We start from the raw sequence: 22,308 nt of genomic DNA, 5'->3' as shown, positions 1-22,308 counted from the left end.
CCCAAGGAACAACCCCGCGCCTGCGGGGACGCGCCCCCCCCCCCACCCGCCGCCCCCCCCCCCGGCGGCCCCCCGACCTGTCAGCGAGTCACGCTCAACTGTTCTTCCGGCCACGAATGCCAGCGATTTCACCGTGACGGCGGCAACATTCGCGATGGCGGCGAACGGCCCGGCCGGACGTGAGTGACCGTCGTCAACAGGGTTCACACAGTCGCACCGAAGCCGTCACACGACCATGCGCGCTGGTCAGGCCGGCAAATGGCTAAGTGGGCGGCGGGCACATGATTCCCCGTCGGCACTGCCGGTACGTTAAGTCGCGTACTGACACGCCGGTGCCGGGTCGGGCATCGGCGACACGAGCTGGGGGGCTTAAGTCACATGTCGGTGAGCAAGTTACGCCTGACCGCGTCGGACAACGGCGTCCGCGTGCAGACATTCGTGGAGGACGTTTTCACGTCCCTGCGCCGAGCCGAACAACACCGGTGGGCCCGCGCCTACCTGAGCGGTCTGATTCGCGGCACCGGCCGCAAAACACCACGGGAGCTGGCCGCCGCCGGTCGGTTGCCGCCGGCCGCGGCGAACGGCCTGCACCAGTTCATCAACGCCAGCACCTGGGCGTGGGAACCGGTGCGCAGGCGCCTGGCGCTGCGGATCGCCGCCAACACCACGCCGTACGCGTGGACCGTGGCCGAGATGATCGTGCCCAAACGGGGCGCGCATTCGGTCGGAGTGCACAAACGCGGCACCGTGAACTGCCAGCGGTCGCTGGGATTTTTCCTCGCGACCGACGCGGGCTGTTTTCCGGTGGACTGGAGCCTGATCCTCAACGACACGTGGGCCTGGGACGGGGAACTGCGCCGCCGGGCCCGCATTCCCGAGTCCGAGACCGGCCGTCCCGTCGGCGCGTACGTGCTCGACTACGCCGACAACGCCGCCGCCGAGCCGGACCTGCCGGACGTGCCGTGGATGCTCGATCTGACCCACTGCGACGACGCGGCCGGCGTCCTCGCCGGTCTGGTCCGGCGGCGGCTCGACTTCGCGTGCGAGGTCGACCCGGGGCAGCTGGTGGTCACCGGGCGCACGACCGTTGTCTCCGTCGGGGAGCTGATGGAGCGGCGGGACGCCAACCAGCGGCACGTGATGGTCCGCCACGCCGCCGGCGGGCGGTCCAACGCGGTGGCGATCTACGCGGCGTCGGTGCGGCTGCCGCTGTTCGACACCTTCTCCGAGGGCCGGTCCCGCCCGGTGCGGGTGCTGGAGTGGCCGGACCAGAACCGGCAGCGCCCGTCCCGCTTCTGGATCACCGGTTTCACCAACAAGCGGGTCGGCGAGGTGCTGTCCCTGGTCCGGGCCCGGACCGCCGCCCTGTCGACCGTGACCGAGCTCCAGGAGGACTTCGGCGCGGCTGACTTCGAGGGCCGGTCCTTCCCCGGCTGGCACCACCACATGACCATGACCTCGGCCGCCTACGCCTATCGGACGCTGCACGGCGACGTGCTCGCGACCGCGGGCTGAGGGGGACCGGGGAAATGACCAACATCCTGGTGGTGGAACGCGACACGGCCGCGGCCGAGTCGGTGGTTTTCGAGCTGCGCAGACAGGGGCACGCGGCCCGCAGCGTGCATACCGGAAAACGGGCCCTTGAGGCTTATCGGGATGCCGATCTGGTGCTGCTCTCGCTGGACATGCCCGATATCGACGGGCTGGAGGTGTGTCGGTCGTTACGTTCGGTCAGCGATGTCCCGATGATTGCCCGATCGCATCGTGACGACGAGTTGGAGCGGGTTCTCGCGCTGCGGGAAGGCGCGGACGACTGCGTGGCCAAAACATGGGGAATGCGTGAGGTCGGGGCCCGTATCGACGCGGTGTTGCGGCGGGCCCGCAGTAGGTCGAGCGTGCCGGAGATTATTTCCATCGACCCGCTGCGCCTCGATCAGCGGACGCGTGAAGTGCATCTGCACGACCAGTTGGTCGATGTCACGTCCAAGGAATTCGAACTGCTGTACACGCTGGCGGCCAAGCCGGAGACCGTGGTGTCGCGCAAGGAGCTGATGGCCAGCGTCTGGGGGACGACCTGGGCCACCACCAGCCGCACCATCGACACGCACGTGAGCAGCCTGCGGGCCAAGCTCGGCTCCAGCCGGTGGATCATCACCGTGCGCGGGGTCGGCTACCGGATCGGCCACGCCTGGGGCGTGCCGGCCGAATCGGCCGTCTGAGCCGGAGACAGGAAAGGCGCCCGGTGTCCCCGGGCGCCTTTTCGTGTCTCAGGCCGGCTGCCGCTCCAGGCGTCGCAGGAGCGGGTGCGTGGGTTCGGCGCCCAGTGCCCGCGCCGCCCACCACGCCGAGGCGAGGTTCGAGGTCAGCAGCGTGCGGTCGGTGTTTTCGCTGGCCAGCTGGGTGACGGCGGCGAGCGTGCCCATGCCGGTGCCGGTGAACAGCAGCGCGCTGCCGTCCTGTAGGCGATGGTCGCGCAGGCGGCTCAGGATGGCCTCGGTCGTCACCTCGTACGGGTCGAAGTGGCCGTCCCGGACCGGCACGAGCACCACGTCGTCGACCGTCAGGCCGGCCCGCAGCCAGAAGTCGCGGGAGGTGTCGGTGAGCCAGGGCTGGTACGGGGAGACCAGGGTCAGGCGGGTCACGTCGAGCGCCTCGCACGCCGCGAGGATCGCCTGCGTCGACGACTGCACGGGGAAGCCGACACGCTCGGACAGGTCGTCGCAGAAGGCCCGGTCGCCGTCCGGGTTCAGCAGGTAGTGCGAGGCGCTGCATGCCACGACGGCGGCGTCGAGACGCATGCCGCCGAATCCGGCGAGTGTGGCCGGCAGCACATTGTTGTACGTCTCCAGCATTTCCCGGAGCCCGATTCCGGGCGTGGTCGGAAAGCGGGCGGTGTACACATTCGCGGCCGAACCGAGCAGGTGGTTGAACTCCGGTTCCGCGGTGGGGTTCTCCGGCGGGACGACGACGCCGACCCGGGGCAGCGAGAAAAGGTCCATGTCGACACGGTAGGTCGCCGCGGCCGTGACCGGGTCGGATTTGACGGTCGACCCATCGGTCACGCACGTTTCTTTCGTTCCTTGACATACCTTGACACTCCCTGACCCCGCCCTGACGCGTGACTCCTTGATCGGCCCTGCCGAATAAAGCAGGGTTGTTCACGTACTCGCCGAACCGTTTCATTCCGATTCGACGACCCCACTACGGAAGGAGTCGAAGGCGATGTCGGCAGAAGCGAACAACACGGATTCGCGGCCCCGGATCTCCGACGCCACCCTGCGCGATTCCGCGCACATGGCGGGTGTCGAGTTCGGTCCCCGCGACGCCGAGGTCATCGCCGACCTGCTGGTGCGCACCGGCATCGAGCTGGTCGAGGTGGGCATGGTGTCCGGCCCCGGCTCGAAGGACGCGGACCTCATCGAGGCCGTGCACGCCGCCGTCACCCCCGAGCACAGCATGACGCTGGTCGTGGTGCGTGACCGCCAGCAGGTGGCCAAGGCGCTGGACGAGGCCGAGCGCCTCGGCGTGCGCCACATCATGTACTCCATTCCCACCTCGGCCGCGCACGCCGAGCTGAAGCTGGGCTCGTCCAGCCTCAAGTTCCTGCAGACCCTGGCCCGCTCGGCCATCACCCAGGCCAAGGACCGCGGCTTCCACGTCACGTTCAGCGGCGAGGACGGCGCCCGCACCCCGCGCGAGCGGCTCGTTCCCTACGTCGCCGGCGGTTTCGAGGCCGGCGCGGACCGCTTCCGGCTGGCCGAGACGGTCGCCTACCTGTCGCCGTGGCAGATGCAGGCCAAGATCGCCGACCTGACCGCGATCGACGGCGCGGAGATCGAGATCCACTCGCACAACATGCTGGGCATGGCCGTGGCCAACTCGCTTGCCGCGGTCCGGGCCGGCGCGCAGTGGATCTCGGCCACGGTCGGCGGCATCGGCGAGCGCGGCGGCAACGCCCCGCTGGCCGAGCTGCTCACCTCGCTGCGTGTGGTCAACGGCGACACGCGGTTCGACCTGACGCACCTCACCGAGCTGTCCCGGGTGGCTCTCAAGGGCGCCGGCCTCGGCGAGTCGTTCCAGTCCGGTCCGACCACCGCGCAGGCCTTCGCCTACGAGCTGCCGGGCCAGCTCACCAACCCCGAGGCGTACGAGACCCTGCCGGCCGAGCTGGTCGGCAACACCCGCGAGCTGAAGGTCCGCACCCGCCTCACGCCGGCCCTGGTCCGCTGGGCGCTGGCCGACTCCGGCGTGGTCGTCGATGTGGACGCCTTCACACCGTGGCTGGTGCGGCGGCAGCTGCGCGACGGCAGCCCGCTGCTGGACCGCGACGCCATCCGCAAGGCCGCCGTCGACTTCCCAGCCTCCTGAATTCACTGACACAGCAAGGAGAAAACCCATGACCGCGCCCACCCTCACCGGCGTCTGCCCCGAGTGCGAGACCGACCTGACCGTGCCGCCGATCGTCGAGGGCGAGACCCTGTCCTGCCCGGAGTGCCTGCTGACGCTGCGGGTGGAGGACATCCGGGACGGCCAGCTGACGCTGCAGATGATCGAGGTCCAGCTCCGCGACTGGGGTCAGTGATGGGCCCGAGCGTCGCGATCGTCGCCGACCGCATCGGCTGGGAGGAGCGGCGGCTGCTGGACGTGGCCGGCGACTTCGGCCTGCGGATCGACTGGGTCAACGACGAGTCGCTGTGCCTCGGCGACCCGGCCGCGCCCAAGCTGCGGGACTACGACGTGGCCATGGTCCGCAGCCGCAGCTACACCCGCGGCGGCCTGATCGCCACGCTGGCCGAGGCGGCCGGCGTGCGGACCCTCAACTCGGCCCGGGCGATCCACGCCTGTGAGAACAAGGCGGCGCTGCGGGCCGAGCTGGGCGCCGCCGGCGTTCCCGTGCCGGAGTTCCGGCTTGTGCTGTCCCGCAAGGACTTCGACAAGGCGCTGGCGGAAATGGCGCTGCCGCTGGTGTTCAAGCCGGTTTTCGGCGGCATGGGCAAGCGGGTCACGCTGATCCGTGACGCCGACATCGCCGCGTCCGTCTACGACTACGTCGAGGACCTCGGGCACGCGTTCGAGCAGGCCTGCCTGCTGGAGCCCTACATCGGCGGCGGCACCTCGGTGCGCTGCCTGGTCGTCGGCACGGAACTGGTCGGCGCGGCCGAGTTCAGCAGCGGTGGCACGGACTGGCGCAACAACGCGGCGCTGGGCAACAGCCACCGGGCCGTCGAGCACGACCCCGAGGTGCTGAAGATCATCGACGGCGTGCTGGGTGTGCTCGGCGCGGGCATCTACGGCGTCGACCTGTTCCGCACCGCCGACGGCTTCGTCGTCAACGAGGTCAACCACGCCCCCGGCTTCCGGGCCGTCGCCGCGGCGACCGGGACCGACATCGCCTCGGCCGTCGGTCGGCACCTCAAGGAGCAACTGTCATGATCCGTGCCGGTGTCGTCGGCGCCTCCGGGCTGGCCGGCGGCGAACTCATCAGGCTGATCACCCAGCACCCCGAGCTGGAGCTGACCTTCCTCGGCGGCTCCTCCAGCATCGGCCGCCGGCCGTCCGAGCTGCATCCCGGGCTGCGCCAGGACTTCGGCGTGACCGTGCAGCCGGTGACCGAGGAGATCGCCGACCAGGTCGACGTCGTCTTCCTGGCCACGCCGGCGCCGGTGTCGGCCGAGGTGGCCGCGCTGCTGGCCGACCGGGTGCCGGCGGTGGTCGACCTGAGCGGCGCGTTCCGCATCCGCACGCCGGAGCTGCACGACCGCTGGTACCCGAAGGTCAAGCGCCGCAACGACCTGGCCGAGCGCTTCGTGTACGGGGTGCCGGAGCTGATCGGCGAGCGGCTGGCCGAGGCGTCCCTGATCTCGCTGCCCGGCTGCTACGCCACGGCCATCACGCTGGGCCTGGCCCCGCTCACCCTCGGCCTCGGCCTGAACCTGAAGACCGTTGTGGTGGACGGGAAGAGCGGCTCCAGCGGCGGTGGCGCGACGGCACGCACCGGCGACCTGCACCCGTACCGCAACGGCGCCATCACGCCGTACGCGCCGACCGGGCACCGGCATGCCAGTGAGGTCAAGGACTTCCTGGAGCTGGCCCGGCCCGGCACCATCGGTTCGATGAGCATGTCGGCCTACGGCGTCTCGCACGTGCGGGGACTGCTGACCAGTTCCTACGTGTTCACCGACGAGGCCGTCGACCAGCGCGAGCTCCAGCGGGCGTACCTGCGGTTCTACAAGGGAAAGCAGTTCGTACGGGTGCGCCGGCACACCGAGACCATCATCCCCGTGCCCGACCCGCACGTGGTGCTGGGCTCCAACTTCTGCGACGTCACGGTCATGCACGACGAGGACGGCGGCCGCATCGTGGTGCTGGCCGCGCTCGACAACCTGGTCAAGGGGGCCGCCGGACAGGCCGTGCAGGCCACCAACATCCGGTTCGGCCTGCCCGAGGAGACGGGACTGACGATGCAACCGGTGATGCCGGCATGAGCGACTACCCGGTCACGGTGGTGAAGCTGGGCGGCAGCTGCCTCGACGACCTGGCCGGCGGCTGGTGGGACGACCTGGCGGGGCACGGCCAGGCGCACCCGCTGGTGCTGGTGCACGGGTGGTCGAAGCCGTTGAAGCGCCTCAATCCCGACACGGTGGTGCTGCGCGACCGCTACGGCAACCAGAGCCGCTGGACCACGCCCGAGGTCATCGAGGACATCAAGACCGTCAGCGCCGAGATCGGCGAGGACGTCATCGACCGGCTGGAGCGGCGCGGCATCACCGCCGAGCGCCTGCTGGGCAGCGACGGCCTGGTGCAGGCCGGCGAGGGCGAACGCTGGTGGTGGCGCGACAAGCAGCTCGTCGAGCTGGACAACCTGGTCGGCCCGATCACCGGCGTCGATCCGTCCGCGCTGAAGAACCTCCAGCCGGGCCACGCCTACATCGTCACGCCGCTGGCTCGCGACGCCGCCGGCCGTGAGGTCAACACCGACGGCGACCGGGCCGCCGCAGCAGTCGCCGGCGGGCTCGGCGCGCCGAACCTGGTGCTGGTGACCGACGTCGAGCACCTGCTCGTCGACGGCGAGCCCGTCCGCAGCATCTCGGCGCAGGACGCCGCCGCCTTCCGTGACAAGGGGGCGACCGGCGGCATGCGCAAGAAGCTGCGGGCCGCGGGGGAGGCCCTGGAGCAGGGCGTCGGCCGCGTGATCATCGGCAGCGCGCCGGTCACCGACCTGCTCGCCGCCCGCACCGGAACCGTCATCACTCGACTGTGAGGAGTGTGCACATGGCGCGATCCCGTGTGCTGGTCGTCAACAACAAAACGCTGTCCCTGAAGCAGTTGCGGGCCCGGTTCGAGACGCTGGGCTCGGACACCGAAGCCGTGGACACAGCCTCGATTCCGTCCACACTGGACGGGCGATATCAGGCAATCGTGTTGAGCGGCACCAAGGTCCGGGCCTACGACACGGACTACTACCGGCCGCTCATCGATCTCGTGATGGGCGCGGACGTGCCGGTGTTCGGCATCTGCGGCGGCATGCAGATCCTGGCCGTGGCCAACGGCGGCGAGCTGGCCGAGGGGCCGCAGCGCGTCGGCGGCCATGAGGCGCAGGTGGACAAGCAGGAGGCGCTGTTCACCTACGTGAAGCCGACGGTGACGGTGTTCCACCGGCACACCCTGTACCTCCGGCAGGCGCCGGCCGGCTTCCGCAGCATCGGCCACTCCGAGCACGCGCCGGTGGAGTTCCTGCGCTCCGAGGACGGCCGCATCTTCGGCTCGCAGGCGCACCTGGAGTTCCGCCCCGACGGCCTGGAGATCCTGCGCGGCTTCGCGCAGCTGTTCCAGTGACCAACACACAGAAGGACTGAGTGGCTATGAGTGATCCGCAGGCGCCCGCCTTCACCGTTCATCTCAACGGCAGCGGTGGCGCGATCAAGGGCTGGGTCGTCGTCGACTCCCTCGTCGACGGCCTGGCGATGGGCGGGACCCGGATGACCGCCGGGGTCACCGAACAGGAAGTGGCGGGCCTGGCCCGCGACATGACCGAGAAGTTCACGCTGGCCGGGCTGCGCATCGGCGGCGCGAAGGCCGGCATCGTGGCCGACGGCGCGGACCGGGAGACCACCTTCCGCACCTTCGGCCGCACAGTGAAGCCGTTGCTGCACGGCGGAATCCACCTCGGCATCGACATGGGTGTGACGCCGGCCGACCGGGCCGTCTTCTTCGACGAGGCCGGCTACGAGCCGCGGCACCGGGCCGGCGTGCCGGACATGCCGGTGCCCTGGGACACGTACTACAACCCGCTGATCGACCTGACCGGCCACGGCGTCGGCGTCGCCGCGGTCACCGCGCTGGAAGCCCGTGGCCGCAAGGGTTCCGCTCGCGTGGTGATCCAGGGCTTTGGTGCTGTCGGCCGGGCCGTCGCGCGGTTCATGGAGGAGCGCGGCCACATCGTCGTCGGCGTCGCCGATGTGCAGGGCACGATCAGCGCGGACCGCCTGCCGGTCGCCGATCTCACCGCCATCACCGACGAGTTCGGCGCCATCGACCGCAATCGCCTGCCGGCCAACGTGACCGTGTCCAACGAGACGGACGCGTGGCTGGACGTGGACGCCGACATTCTCGTGCTTGCGGCACAGAAGAACGCCCTCAACTCGGAGAACGTCCACCGGCTGCGGGCCGACCTGGTCGTCGAGGGCGCGAACATCGCTTCCAGCCCCACGGCCAAGGAGAAGGTGGCCGCGTCCGGCGCCGTGCTGGTGCCCGGGGTGATCGCCAACATCGGCGGTGCCGGTTCGGCCGCCCTTGCCGTCACCCGGGTCGTGCCGTTCGAGCTGGAGCACGAGGCCCGCAAGGCGTGGGTGTTCGACTGGATCAGCAACAAGGTCGCGCAGAACACGCGGGCCCTGCTGGAGATTGCCGCCGCCGGGGCCGGCGACCCGCTGCCCGAGCTGCTCGCCACGCGCCGGCAGGAGCTCAGGTGACCGCCTCCCCGGAGCTCGCCGCCGAGTACCGCCGTCTCGGCTGGTGGCGTGACAAGACCTTCCTCGACGACCTGCGCCGCCAGGCCTTGCAGCGTCCGCACAAGCTGGCCATCGCCGGCCGCCGCGTCGTCGAGTCGCGCACGGACACGCTGGACTACGCGGAGCTGGCCGAGCTGACCGACCGTTTTGCCGGCGCGCTGCTGGATCTGGGCGTCAAGCGCGGTGACGTCGTCGCCGTGCAGCTGCCCAACCGGTGGGAGATGGTGCCGCTGATGTTCGCCTGCATGGCGGTCGGCGCGGTCATCTGCCCCATCTCGCCGATCTGCCCGGAAGGCGAGCTGCGACACCGTCTTGAGCTCACCGCGGCGCCGGTGTTCATCACCGCGCCGGGATCGGCCGGGCTCGGCATTGAACTGTCCACTGTGGAGCACGTGTTCGTGGTGGACGAGCCGGCGTTCCACGAGCGGTTCGTCGCGCGGGCAGTCGAGTCCGCCGTGGACGGTCTGGCAGTGGGTGCGGACGAGCCGTTCCTGGTGCTGTTTACCTCCGGCACCACCGGCGAGGCCAAGGGCGTGTTGCACAGCCCGAACACCGTGCACTCGGCGGTGCGCGGCTACGTCGATGCCTTCGGGCTGGACGAGACGTGGGTGGCCGCGGTGTCCACGCCGCTCATCCACTACTCCGGCTTCGCCCAGGGCGTGCTGGCCGGCGTGATGCTCGGCGGCACCGTCACGTTCCAGGACGTGCGCCGCAACGAGGTGCTGCTGGACCTGGTGGAGCGCTACGGAGCCACGCTGCTCTACGGGCCGCCGGCCACGTTGGCCGATGTAGTCGCGGCGCAACGGGCCGACAAGCGTGCTACCCCCAGCCTGCGGCACGTGGTGATCGGCTCCGCGCCGGTGCTGCGGGAGCTGGTCGACGACCTGAGCGAAACCGTTGGCGCGCGGACGTATTCGCTGTGGGGCATGTCCGAGTGCGGGCCGGCCACCATGACCCGGCCCGAGGACCCCGAGGACCAGGCCGCGAGCAGCAACGGCATGGCCATCGACGCCATGCAGATCCGTATCGACCCGGCCGGCATCGACGGCCAGTCCGCGCTGGTGGGGCGGCTCAAGGTGCGGGGCGCGTCGTTGGCCCTTGGCTATTACAAGCGGGACGAGATCTTCGCCGCGCAGTTCGACGCCGACGGCTGGTTCGACACCGGCGACCTCGCCCGTGACGACGGCCACGGTGGCATCCGGATCATCGGACGGGCCCGCGACGCCATCGTGCGTGACGGCCTGATCGCCCCGATGACCGAGCTGGAGGCCGTGATCGGCAGCCACCCCAAGGCCGTCGAGGCCGCCCTGGTCGGGCTGCCCACCAGCGGCGGCGAGACCATCATCTGCGCGGTTGTGGCGGCGCGCGGGGAGCAGGGGCCGTCGCTGGCCGAGATCCACGCGCACCTGTCGACGCAGGACCCCCGGTTCTTCCCGGACCGGGTGGAGATCGTGGCGGCGCTGCCCAAGACCCTCACCGGCAAGGTCCGCAAGGCCGAGCTGCGCGAGCGGTACGCCTGATGCCCGCGCCGGTCCCCATGTCGGCGACGCTGGCCGCCGACGCCGAACTGGCTCGCCGGCGCGCCGCCGGCGAGCGGGTGCTGTCCATGGCCAGCGGCGAGATCGGCCTGCCCGTGCTGCCGGCGCTGGCTGCCCAGCTCGCCGCGGCCGCCGACCACAGCGCTTATGGCTCCGTGGCTGGGAGTTCTGTGCTGCGCGAGGCGGCGGCGGGGTATTGGGGCCGGCGTGGTTTGGATGTCGACCCGGAGCTCGTGGTGGCCGGCCCGGGTAGCAAGCCGCTGCTGTTCGCGTTGCTGCTGGCGATCGGCGGCGACGTGATGGTGCCGGTGCCGAGCTGGGTCAGCTACCAGGCGCAGGCCCGGCTGGCCGGGGCGGAGCCCATTCCGGTGCCGATCCGGCCCGGCGAGGGCGGCGTGCCCGACCCCTCACGGCTGCGAGAGGCCGTGATCGTCGCGCGGGCGGCCGGGCGGGATCCGCGATGCGTGATCGTGACCGTGCCGGACAATCCGACCGGAACCATCGCTTCTCTCGGCACCATGGGAGAACTGGCCTCGGTCGCCCGGGAACTGGAACTGGTTATCGTCTCGGACGAGATCTACGGCGACCTCGTGTACGACGGTCCGGCGGTGTCACCGGCTTTGCTGGCTCCCGAGCGCACTGTCGTCACCACGGGGCTGACGAAGAACCTGGCCGTCGGCGGCTGGCGGACGGGGGTGGCGCGCGTTCCCGATCGCGTGCTGCTGCAACGACTTGTGTCCGTGGCCAGCCAGGTCTGGTCCAGCCCGCCCGCGCCCGTGCAGGCGGCGGCCGCGTACGCCCTGGCCGAGCCGCCGGAGATCGTCGAACGGGTGGCGGCCAGCCGCCGCCTGCACGAGACGGTCGCCCGGGCCGTTGCCGAGCTGTTCGTCAAAGCCGGCGCGACCTTGGCTCCGGTGCGGGCGACCTGTTACCTGTACCCGGACTTCTCGCCGCTGCGCGAGCACCTTCTTGAGGCCCATGGGATTCACGGCGGCGGCGACCTGGCCCAGCTGTTGAGCCGACGTGGCATCGGGATGCTGCCGGCGTCGGCGTTCGGCGAATCCGTTGACCCGCTGCGGATCCGGGCCGCCACCAGCCGTCTCTACGGCGACACCGACGCGCAGCGCCTGGCCGCCCTCGAAGCGGCGGACCCGTTGCGGCTGCCGTGGGTGCGCGACGCCGTCGAGTGGCTCGGCGAAATCCTGTCCGACCTCACCCAAACCCGTTGACCGGAGGCCACACCATGACCATTCTCTTCGAGGCTCTGTACAAGGGAAACCGGTACGTCGGCTTCGACCGCGACGAACCCGTGCTGTACCGCGTGGAGGACGGCCGGCTCGCCGCGGCGGTCATCGCCGCCAAGGGCTCGGTCTCGGCGTTGCGGGCTTCGCTGACCTCCGGGGCCGAGTCGGTTGCCGTCGCGCTCGACGACCCCGAGCTGCGCCTGCTGCCGCCGCTGCTGCCGGAGGCGTCCGGCAAGGCGCTGCTGAGCGGATTCATGGGCACGCACAAGAAGAAGTGGGGCGGCAAGACCTTCGTCGAGGGCGACGAGTTCACCCCGCCGAAGTGGTTCTTCAAGGGCTTCGGCGACTGGGCCAAGCTGCCCGGCGAGCCGCTGACCGTGCCGGCCGAGCCGATCGCGCTGATCGAGGAGCCCGAGATCGTCCTCGTCTACGTCAACGACGAGGAGGGCCGGCCGCACTACGCCGGTTACACCTTCGGCAACGACCTGTGCGACATCGGCCTGCACCGCAAGGACCCGGGCTACAACCCGTACTGCAAGCTGTGCGACACCGCGGTGGCGCCCTGGCTGTTCCTCGACACCCCGCCGACCACGGCCAGCGGCCGCGTGACCATCACCCGCGGCGGTGAGACGGCGTGGCAGGGCGACTTCGACTGCGGCGAGGACGCCCTGTACTACCGAATCCAGGACATGGCCGCACACCTGTTCTCGTTCCCGGCCGTGCGCCGGCCGGGGCTGATCAACTACGTGCTGCTCGGGGCCGACGAGGCCAGCTTCCACGATGGCTTCCGCATCGCCGACGGGGACCGCATCGACATCGACTTCGCCAGCCACGGCGTGACGATCTCCAACGACGTGCGGTTCCTCGCGCCGCCGGCCCTGTAGTTCCCTGTGGTGGAAGGAGAAGTCGTGTCCGCTCCCGGCAAGAAGCAGGTGCATCTGGCCGCGCAGCTGCCCGGCATCCACAACGTGACCGTGTGGTCGGATCCCCGGTCGGAGAGCCAGATCGCCATCGAGTCGTTCGTGCGGCTGGCCCGGACCGCCGAGCGCGGCAAGTTCGACTTCTTCTTCCTGGCCGAGGGGTTGCGCCTGCGCGAGCACAAGGGCCGGGTGTACGAGCTGGACGTGGTGGGGCGGCCGGACAACCTGACCGTGCTGGCCGCGCTCGCCGCCGTCACCAAGCGGCTCGGGCTGGCCGCCACCGTCAACGCCACCTTCAACGAGCCGTACGAGGTGGCCCGGCGGTTGTCCACTGTGGATCACCTCAGCGGCGGGCGGGCCGCGTGGAACGTCGTCACCTCCTACGACGCGTTCACCGGAGAGAACTTCCGGCGCGGCGGCTTCCTGGCCGAGGCCGATCGCTACGACCGGGCGGCGGAGTTCCTCCAGGTGGCGCGTTTGTTGTGGGACAGCTGGTCGGACGGCGACGTGCTCGCCGAAGGCCCCGAGTTCGTGCGGGCCGGGGTGGGGCAGTTCGTCCACAGTGGACGTCACTTCGACATCTCGGGCCGGTTCACGACGCCGCGCGGGCCCCAGGGCCGGCCGGTGATCATCCAGTCCGGGGAGTCGGAGGTGGGCCGGGAGTTCGCCGCCGCCGAGGCCGACGTGATCTTCAGCAAGTACGATCGACTGGCCGACGCCCGCCCGTTCTACCGGGATGTCAAGGCCCGCCTGGCCCGTCACGGGCGTGCCGAGGCGTCGCTGAAGATCATCCCCACCGCCACCGTGGTCATCGCCGACACCGACGCCGAGGCCGCCGCCTACTCGGCCGAGATCTCCCGTGGCCAGGTCAGCCCGCAGACCGCGATCGCGCACCTGGAGGCGATCTGGGGCCGGGATCTTTCCTCCTACGACCCCGACGGGCCGCTGCCCGAGGTCGACCCGGAGCCCGAATCCCTGGTGCTGAAGGGACATTCGACGTTCCGCAAGGGCCGGGCCGAGACCGCGGCCAAGTGGCGGGCGCTGGCCGCCGAGCGTGGGCTGAGCATCCGCGAGCTGGTGATCGAGGTGCACGGTGGGCACACCTTCGTCGGCAGCCCCCGCACCGTCGCCGACGCCATCGACCACTTCGTGCAGACCGACGGCGCCGACGGCTTCGTCTTCGTGCCCCATCTGACGCCCGGCGGGCTGGACGACCTGGTCGACCGGGTGGTGCCGCTGTTGCAGGAGAAGGGCGTCTTCCGCGGGGACTACTCGGGAACGACGCTGCGTGATCACCTCGGGCTGGAGGCTCTGTGATGCACCTTGCCGTTGCACTGGACGGCGCCGGCTGGCATCCGGCCGCCTGGCGTTCGCGTGCCGGAGATCTGTTCTCCGCCGGCTACTGGCTGGACCTGGTGCTGGAGGCCGAGCGGGGCCGCCTGGACTTCGTCACCATCGAGGACGGGCTCGGCCTTCAGACGGCACAGTTCCACCGGCCCGACGACCGCACCGACCAGGTCCGGGGCCGCTTGGACGCCGTACTGGTGGCCGCCTTCGTCGCCCCGCTCACCACCCACATCGGGCTCGTGCCGACCACCGATGTGACCCACACCGAGCCATTTCACGTTGCCACCGGCATCGCGACCCTCGACCACGCCAGCAACGGCCGCGCCGGGTGGCGTCCGCAGATCGCGTCCCGCGCCGCCGACGCCTCCCACTTCGGCCGCCGAACCACGCCCCAGCTGACCGACACCGACGTGCTCGACTCGGAGTCGATCGCCCGCCGGATGCGGCCCCTGTTCGTCGAGGCCGTCGACGTCGTCGAGGTGGTGCGGCGGCTGTGGGACAGCTGGGCCGACGACGCCGAGATCCGGGACGTCGCCACCGGCCGGTTCATCGACGCCGACCGGGTCCGCCACATCGACTTCGTGGGCGAGCACTTCAGCGTGCAGGGCCCGGCCATCACGCCCCGCCCGCCGCAGGGGCAGCCGGTGGTGGCCAGCCTCGCCCACGCCTCCACCCCGTTCGAGTTCGCCGCCGCCTGCTCCGACGTCGTTTTCCTGACCCCGCACGATGGTGCGGGGATCTCGCGCATTCTCACCCAGGTCGACGACGCCGTGGCCCGCTTCGGTCGTCCGCTGCTGCGGTTCGCCGATCTTGTCGTCTTCCTCGACGACACCCCGGGCCGCAAGGCCCGCCTGGATGCCTTGTCCGGCACCGAGTTCACGTCCGACGCCGCGGTTTTCGCCGGCACCCCCGCCGCCCTGGCCGACCTGCTGGTGTCCTGGCACGCCGCCGGCCTCGACGGCTTCCGCCTGCGGCCCGGCGCTCTTCCGCACGACCTGCACGCCATCACCCGCGCCGTGGTTCCCGAACTCCAGCGCCGGGGCGCCTTCCGCACCTCCTACGACGCCACCACCCTTCGGGGCCACCTCCGCCTCCCTCGCCCCGACAGACGTCTCCCGATCTGACGTCGACCTGGTCCAGCTCACATATCGGTGGTTCATCTCATGGTTTCCCTTGCCAGCGCCCAGAAGACCGACGCCCGCGGCGGCGCGGCCCGGCCCGGGCGGCAGCTCAGCTACATCGCCGCCGCCCGGCTGCTGCCGTCCTTCTGCATCCTCGCCTCGCATCTGTCGTTCGAGCGCGTCTTCCACGACCCGGCCGCGCAGGCCGTGTACTACCGGATCTTCAATCCGGCCGGCTTCAACGCCGTGTCGTTCTTCATCGTGCTCAGCGGCTTCATCCTGGCCTGGGTGTCCGCCAACCGCCCGCCGGGCCGGGACTTCCAGCCCAAGCGGCTGCTGCGCATCCTGCCCGTGCACTTCCTGACGTGGGCGCTCGTCGTCTGCCTGTTCGGCAGCCTCTTCGCGCCCGCCGGGCTGTTCACCACCCTCACCCTGCTGTCCGGCTGGATCCCCGACCACACCGTCTACTGGGCCGCCAACGCGCCGGCGTGGACCTTGTCCACCGAGGTCGTGCTGTACCTGGTTTTCCCCTCCGTGCACAACTTTCTCACCCGCCGCGGCGACCGTTTCCTGCTGGCTTCGCTCGTTGCCATGGTCACTGTTGTGGTGTTGCTGCCGATCATCGTGATGGCCCTGCCCGACGGCGCCACCTTCGCCAACGCCGCCTTCACCGAGCGTGGGCACCTCGTCTCCGTGTCCGAGTGGAAGTACTGGCTCGTCTACGTCTTCCCACTCACCCGCCTGCTGGAAGCCTTGTGCGGCGTGGTGATCTGCCTGCTCGTGCTGCGCGGCCGTTGGATGCGCAGCGTCCTGCTGCCGACCGGTCTTTTGGTGCTGGCCCTGGTCGTCGAGGAGCTGTGGGCGCCGGTGCTGCTCACCCTCTCCGCGTTGACCATCGTGCCGATCGTGCTGCTCATCGGTGCGCTTGCCGCCAAGGAGACCTTCCGCTGGTCCACCGGCGCCCCCACCGCTCGCGGGCCGCTCGGCCGCATTTCCAGCTACGGCAAGTACACCTTCGGTATCTACATGTACCAGTGGCTGTTCATCCTCGTGTGCGAGCACTTCCTGCGGCCCTGGGACAACGGTTTTGTCCTCGGGCTGGCGCTCATCCTGGGCTTCTACGGCACCTGTGTCGGGGTCGCGATGCTCTCGTACCGCTTTTTCGAGACGCCGATCAACACCTTCATCAAGCCCTCGATCGCCGCTTACGCACGGAAATGATCGGCCTTGTGCGAGGATTCGCCCATGGGGTTGGACTACAGCTACTGCGTCTTCGTGCCGGGCGGGAACGTGGCCCGTGCCTTGACCGAGCTGGCCGCGCTCGCGCCCGGCGACCAGGGGTCCACGGAGGTCGTCGTGCCCGGCGGGAAGCGGCTGACCTTGCCGTTCACTTCGGGTTTCAAGACCGATCCGATCGACTGTTCGGCGAGCGCGCGGTTGAGCCTCGACACGGCGATCCTGATCGACGTCGACGACGACGAGACCCGGCGGTACTTCTCCGTGCCGACCCGTGACGAGCACGGGCGGGCGACCCTCGGCTACCTCTATCTCACCGTCACCTTCGTTTCCCAGATGCATCCCCAGTATGCCGAGCTGGAGTTCACCGCCGCGACCACCGACATGAGCATGCTCATGGAGAACTCCGCCTCCGTGCAGTCGGCCTTCACCGCTTTCACCATCGCCAGCGGCGGCGTCTGCTGTTGGCTGGACCGGGAATGGACGAGTCTGGAGGTCCGCTGGCTCAACGGCGAGACCCGCCGCGACACCGTCCCCGGTCCCCGGTACGCCACAGGCCTGGACGTCGCGGCGGAGTGGCCCGCTCTAGGCTGACTTCGCTGCCAGGAAAACGAATTCCCGGCCGGGGCGGTCGGGGGCGTCGCGGACATCGGTGACGGTGAAGCCGTGGGCGACGAGGTCGGCCTCCACTTGTTCGCGTTCGCGGAACCGGAGTGTCGAGGTCGAGACGAGCCGCTCGCCGTCGGGGAAGACCGTAGTCCAACGGAAGGTGACCATCGGGCCGTCGACGTCGAGCAGATCCACCCAGGTCTGCGTGCCGTCCAGGATCCGGTGCGACTGTTCGCGGTTCCAGTCCAGCCACGCTTTCCTGGCCGGGATACGGGTTTCGAACATCAGGACCCCACCCGGTCGCAGCGCGGCGTTGGCGTGCGCGAGGGTCGCCGACCAGTCGCCGGGGTCGGTGATGGCCTGGGCGACATTCCCCGTCATGACCGCCAGGTCTGCTTGCCGGGGCGGTAGGTTCCTGGCGTCGCCGTGAATCCAGCGGACCCTGTCGGCTCCCGGTTTGGCTTTGGCTACGTCGAGGGAGGCCAGGGCCGGGTCTACGCCGATGACTTCGACGCCTTGTGCGGCCAGCTTCAAGGCCAGGACTCCTGTGCCGCAGCCGATGTCTATGACGGTGGTCGCCCTGAGGTCGGCGGCGACAGCGAGGTAGGGGTCCAGGTCGTCGCGTGCGCCCTCTTGGACGTCGTAGAACGCCGCCAGGCGGGGATCGTTGAAGCCTTCGTCAGCCATGTGTTTGATTCTGGATCAATTGGCGGGCGGGTGCAGGTGTTTTTTGCGGGGTTGGGTGTTTTTGTGATTGTTGGTTTCTTGGTGGTGGGTGGGTTTTGAGTCGCGGTGGTGCGTCGGGTGTCCGCACCGCGCGGTTGCCGGCCTCTGCCTATGCAACAAGCATTCTCTCTTCGGCATGCGGTGCTGGGGTGGAGGGGGCGCGAGGCAGGTGGGGCGGGCGGGGTGCGTGGCGCGACAAGGGTTTGGGGGGTGCGTGCGTTTACAGAAGGCTTGGGACGGGTCGAAGGGTGGGGGATTGATCTCCGCGAGGGAAGTGTTGCGAGGGCAGATGGAAAGCGCTTTCCAGCGAAGGGAATGAAGGCCGCCACGATCGTGTACAGGTTGGCGTGTAACGGAAGTCGATCACATAAGGGGAGTAGAATGGGGGTATGTCAGCGAATCCTGAATTCCCTGCCGACACCGAAGGGTGGCAGCACGGCGAACTGGAGCTGTGGCAAGCCGGCGAAGAAGCCGAAGCCCAGTATCGCGCGCTCTACATCCGGCAGCTGGAGCGGGTGTGGGCGGTGTGGGACCGATCGTTGAAGTCGAAAGAGGACCGCACCTCGATCGTGTCGACAATGGTGATCCGCTGGCGGCTCACAGTCAGGGAAGCCCGTGAGCGGCTTCGGTACGCGGAGTTGTTCCACAGCCAAGCGATCCGCGAGGCGGGTCGCGCTGGGGTGTTGGACCGGCAGCACCTGAAGATCATTCACGAGACGTTGCGGATCGCGCCGGCGGTCGAGCGGGACCGGGTTGAGGCGTCACTGTTGGAGAACGTCCAGTTCGACGAGGGCGAGTTCAAGAACATCGCCCAGCGGATCCTGTTCCACCTCGACCAGGACGGCAAAGCCCCGGACGACCGGGAGTTGCGGGCGCCGAAGCGGGAGTTCCGCTTCGAACGCAAGCTGGACGGCAGCATGGTGTTCTGGGGAAAGCTCGACCAGGAGTACGGGGCGAAGATCGTGGCGATGCTCAGTGCGCTGGCCAAGCCCACCTCGGGCAAGGATCCGCGCACGACGGCGGAGCGGCAGGGGGATGCGTTCGCGGAGATCATCGAACTCGCCTCCCGCAGTGAAGGCCTGCCCGAGCAGGGTGGGGAGCGGCCGCATCTGACGTTGTCGATGTCGTTCCAGGATTTCATGGACAACACGGGTGTGGCAAAGGTCGAAGGCGGCGGTGTGATGAGCGCAGCCGAGGCCCGCCGGATCGCGTGTGACAGCACGGTGATGCGGCTGGTGCTCGGAGCTGGCAAGGAGATCCTGGATGTGGGGCGGCAGCAGCGCACGGCCCCGAAGGGGATCCGCAAGGCCCTGATCGAGCGGGACGGCGCTTGCGCGTTCCCGGGATGCCAGGCGGAGCCGGCGCGATGCCACGCCCACCACGTGGTCGAGTGGGCGAACGGAGGACCGACCAGCCTGGACAACATGGTCCTGCTCTGCGGAGCCCACCACAGGCTCATTCACCACAGCCGGTGGACGGTGACGATGGTGGACCACAGGCCGGTGTTCTCCGACGGGCTAGAGGACGCGGGCTAGAGCGTACGGATGACGAACGGTAGGGGGCGTTCGTGGGGACGGACGGGCCTGCGCCGCCGGGAGTGGGATTGTGGCGCATGGTGTATCGGCCGCGCCCGGTCACCGGCGGTGAGGTCTGGGGGACCGGTCGCGCGGGGCAGCAGCCGTTAGGGGGTGGTCGCAGCGGCGAGGAGAGCGCGCGGGGAAGGGGGCCGGGGCCCAGCGCTGGGAGCGCGGGTGGAAGGCGCGCTAGCAGCGCTGGGTGGGGACCAGGAGGGCGGCCAGGGCCTGGCGGATGTCGGCGGCCTCGGCGTCGCGGGACTGGCGCTCGAAGACGGCGAGGGACTGCTCGAAGGCGGAGCGGGCCTGGTTGGAGTGGCCGAGGGCGAGGTGCGCGCGGGCGAGGTCGGCGAGGGTGTGGCCGATGACGCTGGAATTGCCGATCTGGCGGTAGAGGTCGAGGGCGCGCTGGTGGTGGCGCAGGGCAGTGGCGTGGTCGCCGGTGTTGGCGGCGATGACGCCGAGGACGTCGGTGACGTCGGCCTCGTTCTCGATGTCCTGGTGCTGCTGGAAAAGGGCGAGGGCCTCCTCGCAGCACTGGCGGGCCCAGGCATGGCGGCCGAGGCGGGTGGCGAAGGTGCCGACGAGAGAGAGGGACTCGCCGATCCAGATGGGCACGCCGGTCCGGCGGGCGGCGGAGAGGGCCTCCAACTGGTGGTCGAGAGCGGGCTGCCACTCCCGGAGACGCTTGTACACCAAGGCGATGGCCTGCTCGGTGCGGCACAGGTTGACGGCGTCGTGCTCCCGGTCGACGAGAGAGAGCGAGAACTGAAGCTGGTCGAGGGACTCGGAGAAGCGCTGGACGCGGGAATAGGCGCGGCCGACGAGACGGTGGATGAGAGAAGCGGTGAGGGTGTCCACATGGGACACGACGGCGAGCGCGGCCTCCCAGAAGGCCAGGTTGTCGAAGTGCAGGCCCCGCCGATAGCAGTAGGTGACGCTGTTCCACGCGAGCTGCCACACGACGTCGTACTGGCCGAGCTCGACGGCCAAACGCTGGACGGCCAGCAGACAGGCGAGTTCGGTGTCGAACCAGACCGAGGCGTCGGAAGGCGAATCGGGCTGGCAGTCGGCGGGCAGGGCGACGAACTGGACGCCCTGGGCGACGACGCCGTAAGACTCGTCGGCCAGCCGTGACGAGTGGACGTAGAACGCCATGAGGCGGCGGAGGGCCTCCGAAGAGTCGGAGACTTGCTCCACGGCGAACAGGCGCACAAGATCGTGCATACGCCAACGACCGGGGACATCCTGGTGCAAAAGGGAAAGCCGCTCCAGGGCACGCAGGACACGGCTGACGAGGGCGACGGGAAGGCCGGAGAGCGCGGCGGCGGCGCCGAGGCTGATGTCGGGCCCCGGGTGCAGGCCGAGCAGAGCGAAGACCTGGGCCTGCTCCGCGGTCAACGCCCGATGGGAACAGGAAAGCACGGCGGTGATGCCGGCGCCGGGATCGTCCTCGTCGAGCACCCCGAGCCGGCTGCCGGCGTCCCGGAGCTCGGAAGCCAAGGCGGACAAGGGAAAGCCGGGGCGGGTCTGCGCGCGGCCGGCGACCAGGCTCAACGCCAGCGGGAAACCGGCACACACGGCCAACAACTCGGACACGGCGCCGGGATCGGCGGCCAACCGGGCGGCCCCGACCCGGCTGCCCAACAACACCGAGGCGGCGGAGTCGTCGAGCAGACCGACGGCGAGCGGCCGGGCGCCCTGGTTGGCGACGAGCCCGGCCAGGCGGTCCCGGCTGGTGACGATCACGGCGCAGCCGGGGCTGCCCGGCAACAGGGGAGCGACCTGGGCGGAATCGGCGGCGTTGTCCAGCACCACCAACATCCGCCGATCGGCCAACAGGCTCCGGTACAGGGCGGCCTGCCCGTCCAGGTCGGTCGGCACGGAGGAGGCGGCGACGCCCAAGGCGTCCAGAAAAGCCCGCACGGCAACGGAAGTCGGCACGGGCTCGCTCAACGGGTCGAACCCGCGCAGGTTGACGTGCAACTGCCCGTCAGGGAACTCGTCCACGTGCTGATGGGCCCACCGCAACGCCAGGGCGGTCTTGCCGATGCCGCCGTTGCCCCAGATGGTGGCGACGGGCATGGCGTTGTCGCGAACGGCCAACACCTCGGACAGCGCCGCCAGCTCCGACGACCGGCCGGCGAACCAGGCCGGCGGCGCCGGCAGCTGCCGGGGCACGGCGGCGGCACGCCGAGCGGCCGCGGCGGCCAGCCGAGGGTCGGCGGTGAGGATGCGCTGGTGCAGCTCCCGCAGTTCGGGGCCTGGATCGGCGCCGAGGTCCTCGGCCAGCCGCAGCCGCACGGCCTGGTACCGCGACAGCGCCTCGGCCTGCCGCCCGGCCCGGTACAGCGCCAACATCAGCTGCCCGGCCACGCGCTCGTCCAACGGGTGCTCCGCGGCCCGGGCCAACAGCTCCGGCACCAGGGCGGCATGCTGCCCGAGCCGCAGCCGAAGGTCGGTGTGGTCGAGCTCCGCGGCGAGCCGTTCCCGGGCCAGCCGCCCCCGCTCCTCGACGGCCCAGTCGGAGTCCAACCCGGCCAGCGCCTCGCCCCGCCACAGCGCGAAGGCCCGCTCGAACAACAGGGTGTCCTCGCCCTCCCGGGCCTGGGCGACGAGGCTGCGGAACAGGGCCACGTCGATGTCCAGCGGATCCTCGACGAGGATCGAGTAGCCGCCGGTCCGCCGCACGATCGTCACGCCCTCGGCCCGCCGCAGCCGGGTCAGGTAGCTGTGCAGGGTGCCGGTGCCCCGCTGCGGCGGATGGTCGCCCCACACCCGGTCCACCAGCTCGTCGACCGGCACGACCTTGTTCACGTCGACCAGCAGGGCGGCCAGCACGCACTGCTGGCGCGCGTGCCCGACGTCGGACGGCCGCCCGCCGACCGACACCTCAATTCCACCCAAAAGTGCGAACCGTACAGCCACGCTCCGTGCATAGTGCCTCTGGCCTGCGGATTCAAGCGGAATACAAGAAACGAC

20 protein-coding genes are annotated in these 22,308 nt (G+C 70.1%); 17 read left to right on the top strand and 3 right to left on the bottom strand.

Translation table 11 applies throughout. The features are described from left to right. The first annotated feature begins 384 nt into the window (after positions 1-384). The gene (locus AB0M73_RS44380) at positions 385-1,515 is read left to right on the top strand and encodes a transposase (RefSeq protein WP_363905224.1); all 1,131 of its coding nucleotides are present in this window, start codon (positions 385-387) and stop codon (positions 1,513-1,515) included. Between the two features lie 14 nt (positions 1,516-1,529). Beyond that, the gene (locus tag AB0M73_RS44375) at positions 1,530-2,219 is read left to right on the top strand and encodes a response regulator transcription factor (protein WP_157495085.1); all 690 of its coding nucleotides are present in this window, start codon (positions 1,530-1,532) and stop codon (positions 2,217-2,219) included. A gap of 48 nt (positions 2,220-2,267) precedes the next feature. On the opposite strand, the gene AB0M73_RS44370 is transcribed toward AB0M73_RS44375, so the two are convergent. Next, positions 2,268-2,999 (bottom strand): hypothetical protein, encoded by a 732-nt coding sequence (locus tag AB0M73_RS44370; protein WP_363905221.1) that lies wholly within the window; start codon positions 2,997-2,999, stop codon positions 2,268-2,270. A gap of 223 nt (positions 3,000-3,222) precedes the next feature. Between AB0M73_RS44370 and AB0M73_RS44365 the strand changes: the two genes are divergently transcribed. The 14 genes from AB0M73_RS44365 to AB0M73_RS44300 are packed head-to-tail and all read left to right on the top strand — an operon-like array spanning position 3,223 to position 17,011. Continuing rightward, on the top strand, positions 3,223-4,368 hold the full coding sequence (locus tag AB0M73_RS44365; RefSeq protein WP_363905218.1) for a hypothetical protein: 1,146 nt from the start codon (positions 3,223-3,225) through the stop codon (positions 4,366-4,368). Between the two features lie 28 nt (positions 4,369-4,396). Further along, positions 4,397-4,582, top strand: a complete 186-nt coding sequence (locus AB0M73_RS44360) for a lysine biosynthesis protein LysW (RefSeq protein ID WP_043724164.1) — start codon at positions 4,397-4,399, stop codon at positions 4,580-4,582. After that, positions 4,582-5,433, top strand: a complete 852-nt coding sequence (locus tag AB0M73_RS44355) for a RimK family alpha-L-glutamate ligase (protein WP_363905215.1) — start codon at positions 4,582-4,584, stop codon at positions 5,431-5,433. Before AB0M73_RS44360 ends, AB0M73_RS44355 begins: the two co-directional genes overlap by 1 nt. After that, positions 5,430-6,485 (top strand): N-acetyl-gamma-glutamyl-phosphate reductase, encoded by a 1,056-nt coding sequence (argC, locus tag AB0M73_RS44350; RefSeq protein WP_363905212.1) that lies wholly within the window; start codon positions 5,430-5,432, stop codon positions 6,483-6,485. Before AB0M73_RS44355 ends, argC begins: the two co-directional genes overlap by 4 nt. Beyond that, positions 6,482-7,261 carry a hypothetical protein gene (locus AB0M73_RS44345; protein ID WP_363905210.1) on the top strand — a complete coding sequence of 260 codons (780 nt, stop codon included), beginning with the start codon at positions 6,482-6,484 and terminating at the stop codon, positions 7,259-7,261. Before argC ends, AB0M73_RS44345 begins: the two co-directional genes overlap by 4 nt. Before the next feature lie 11 nt (positions 7,262-7,272). Then, positions 7,273-7,836, top strand: coding sequence for a gamma-glutamyl-gamma-aminobutyrate hydrolase family protein (locus tag AB0M73_RS44340; RefSeq protein WP_363905207.1), 564 nt, complete (start codon positions 7,273-7,275; stop codon positions 7,834-7,836). Between the two features lie 26 nt (positions 7,837-7,862). Continuing rightward, positions 7,863-8,972 carry a Glu/Leu/Phe/Val dehydrogenase dimerization domain-containing protein gene (locus AB0M73_RS44335; RefSeq protein ID WP_363905205.1) on the top strand — a complete coding sequence of 370 codons (1,110 nt, stop codon included), beginning with the start codon at positions 7,863-7,865 and terminating at the stop codon, positions 8,970-8,972. Further along, a complete protein-coding gene (locus tag AB0M73_RS44330; protein ID WP_363905202.1) occupies positions 8,969-10,531 on the top strand; it encodes an AMP-binding protein in 1,563 nt (520 codons plus the stop codon). Before AB0M73_RS44335 ends, AB0M73_RS44330 begins: the two co-directional genes overlap by 4 nt. Continuing rightward, positions 10,531-11,778, top strand: coding sequence for a pyridoxal phosphate-dependent aminotransferase (locus AB0M73_RS44325; RefSeq protein WP_363905199.1), 1,248 nt, complete (start codon positions 10,531-10,533; stop codon positions 11,776-11,778). The genes AB0M73_RS44330 and AB0M73_RS44325 overlap by 1 nt, the downstream gene beginning before the upstream one ends. Positions 11,779-11,792: 14 nt before the next feature. Then, the gene (locus tag AB0M73_RS44320) at positions 11,793-12,677 is read left to right on the top strand and encodes a hypothetical protein (protein WP_363905197.1); all 885 of its coding nucleotides are present in this window, start codon (positions 11,793-11,795) and stop codon (positions 12,675-12,677) included. Positions 12,678-12,701: 24 nt separating this feature from the next. Next, positions 12,702-14,030 carry an NtaA/DmoA family FMN-dependent monooxygenase gene (locus AB0M73_RS44315; protein ID WP_363905194.1) on the top strand — a complete coding sequence of 443 codons (1,329 nt, stop codon included), beginning with the start codon at positions 12,702-12,704 and terminating at the stop codon, positions 14,028-14,030. Beyond that, entirely contained in the window at positions 14,030-15,184 is a 1,155-nt protein-coding gene (locus tag AB0M73_RS44310; protein WP_363905191.1) for an LLM class flavin-dependent oxidoreductase, read from the top strand. Before AB0M73_RS44315 ends, AB0M73_RS44310 begins: the two co-directional genes overlap by 1 nt. Positions 15,185-15,223: 39 nt before the next feature. Then, complete coding sequence (locus AB0M73_RS44305) at positions 15,224-16,402, top strand: acyltransferase (RefSeq protein ID WP_363905189.1); 1,179 nt, start codon at positions 15,224-15,226, stop codon at positions 16,400-16,402. A gap of 24 nt (positions 16,403-16,426) precedes the next feature. Beyond that, positions 16,427-17,011 (top strand): hypothetical protein, encoded by a 585-nt coding sequence (locus tag AB0M73_RS44300; RefSeq protein WP_363905186.1) that lies wholly within the window; start codon positions 16,427-16,429, stop codon positions 17,009-17,011. Here AB0M73_RS44300 and AB0M73_RS44295 read toward each other — a convergent pair. Further along, complete coding sequence (locus AB0M73_RS44295) at positions 17,003-17,713, bottom strand: class I SAM-dependent methyltransferase (protein ID WP_363905183.1); 711 nt, start codon at positions 17,711-17,713, stop codon at positions 17,003-17,005. The genes AB0M73_RS44300 and AB0M73_RS44295 overlap by 9 nt on opposite strands. A gap of 428 nt (positions 17,714-18,141) precedes the next feature. Between AB0M73_RS44295 and AB0M73_RS44290 the strand changes: the two genes are divergently transcribed. Continuing rightward, a complete protein-coding gene (locus tag AB0M73_RS44290; protein WP_363905180.1) occupies positions 18,142-19,287 on the top strand; it encodes a DUF222 domain-containing protein in 1,146 nt (381 codons plus the stop codon). 228 nt (positions 19,288-19,515) lie between these two features. Here AB0M73_RS44290 and AB0M73_RS44285 read toward each other — a convergent pair whose 3' ends face one another. Then, a complete protein-coding gene (locus tag AB0M73_RS44285; RefSeq protein WP_363905177.1) occupies positions 19,516-22,233 on the bottom strand; it encodes a BTAD domain-containing putative transcriptional regulator in 2,718 nt (905 codons plus the stop codon). Between the last annotated feature and the right edge of the window lie 75 nt (positions 22,234-22,308).

Source organism: Kutzneria sp. NPDC051319 (assembly GCF_040682195.1).
Classification (GTDB): Bacteria; Actinomycetota; Actinomycetes; order Mycobacteriales; family Pseudonocardiaceae; genus Kutzneria.
This window is presented reverse-complemented; position numbering and strand designations above follow the sequence as displayed.

Coding starts and splice junctions, on each gene's coding strand:
- AB0M73_RS44375 (WP_157495085.1), top strand. CDS start 1,530: ATGACCAACATCCTGGTGGTGGAACGCGACACGGCCGCGGCCGAGTCG.
- AB0M73_RS44370 (WP_363905221.1), bottom strand. CDS start 2,999: ATGGACCTTTTCTCGCTGCCCCGGGTCGGCGTCGTCGTCCCGCCGGAG.
- AB0M73_RS44365 (WP_363905218.1), top strand. CDS start 3,223: ATGTCGGCAGAAGCGAACAACACGGATTCGCGGCCCCGGATCTCCGAC.
- AB0M73_RS44360 (WP_043724164.1), top strand. CDS start 4,397: ATGACCGCGCCCACCCTCACCGGCGTCTGCCCCGAGTGCGAGACCGAC.
- AB0M73_RS44355 (WP_363905215.1), top strand. CDS start 4,582: ATGGGCCCGAGCGTCGCGATCGTCGCCGACCGCATCGGCTGGGAGGAG.
- argC (WP_363905212.1), top strand. CDS start 5,430: ATGATCCGTGCCGGTGTCGTCGGCGCCTCCGGGCTGGCCGGCGGCGAA.
- AB0M73_RS44345 (WP_363905210.1), top strand. CDS start 6,482: ATGAGCGACTACCCGGTCACGGTGGTGAAGCTGGGCGGCAGCTGCCTC.
- AB0M73_RS44340 (WP_363905207.1), top strand. CDS start 7,273: ATGGCGCGATCCCGTGTGCTGGTCGTCAACAACAAAACGCTGTCCCTG.
- AB0M73_RS44335 (WP_363905205.1), top strand. CDS start 7,863: ATGAGTGATCCGCAGGCGCCCGCCTTCACCGTTCATCTCAACGGCAGC.
- AB0M73_RS44325 (WP_363905199.1), top strand. CDS start 10,531: ATGCCCGCGCCGGTCCCCATGTCGGCGACGCTGGCCGCCGACGCCGAA.
- AB0M73_RS44320 (WP_363905197.1), top strand. CDS start 11,793: ATGACCATTCTCTTCGAGGCTCTGTACAAGGGAAACCGGTACGTCGGC.
- AB0M73_RS44310 (WP_363905191.1), top strand. CDS start 14,030: ATGCACCTTGCCGTTGCACTGGACGGCGCCGGCTGGCATCCGGCCGCC.
- AB0M73_RS44305 (WP_363905189.1), top strand. CDS start 15,224: ATGGTTTCCCTTGCCAGCGCCCAGAAGACCGACGCCCGCGGCGGCGCG.
- AB0M73_RS44300 (WP_363905186.1), top strand. CDS start 16,427: ATGGGGTTGGACTACAGCTACTGCGTCTTCGTGCCGGGCGGGAACGTG.
- AB0M73_RS44295 (WP_363905183.1), bottom strand. CDS start 17,713: ATGGCTGACGAAGGCTTCAACGATCCCCGCCTGGCGGCGTTCTACGAC.
- AB0M73_RS44290 (WP_363905180.1), top strand. CDS start 18,142: ATGTCAGCGAATCCTGAATTCCCTGCCGACACCGAAGGGTGGCAGCAC.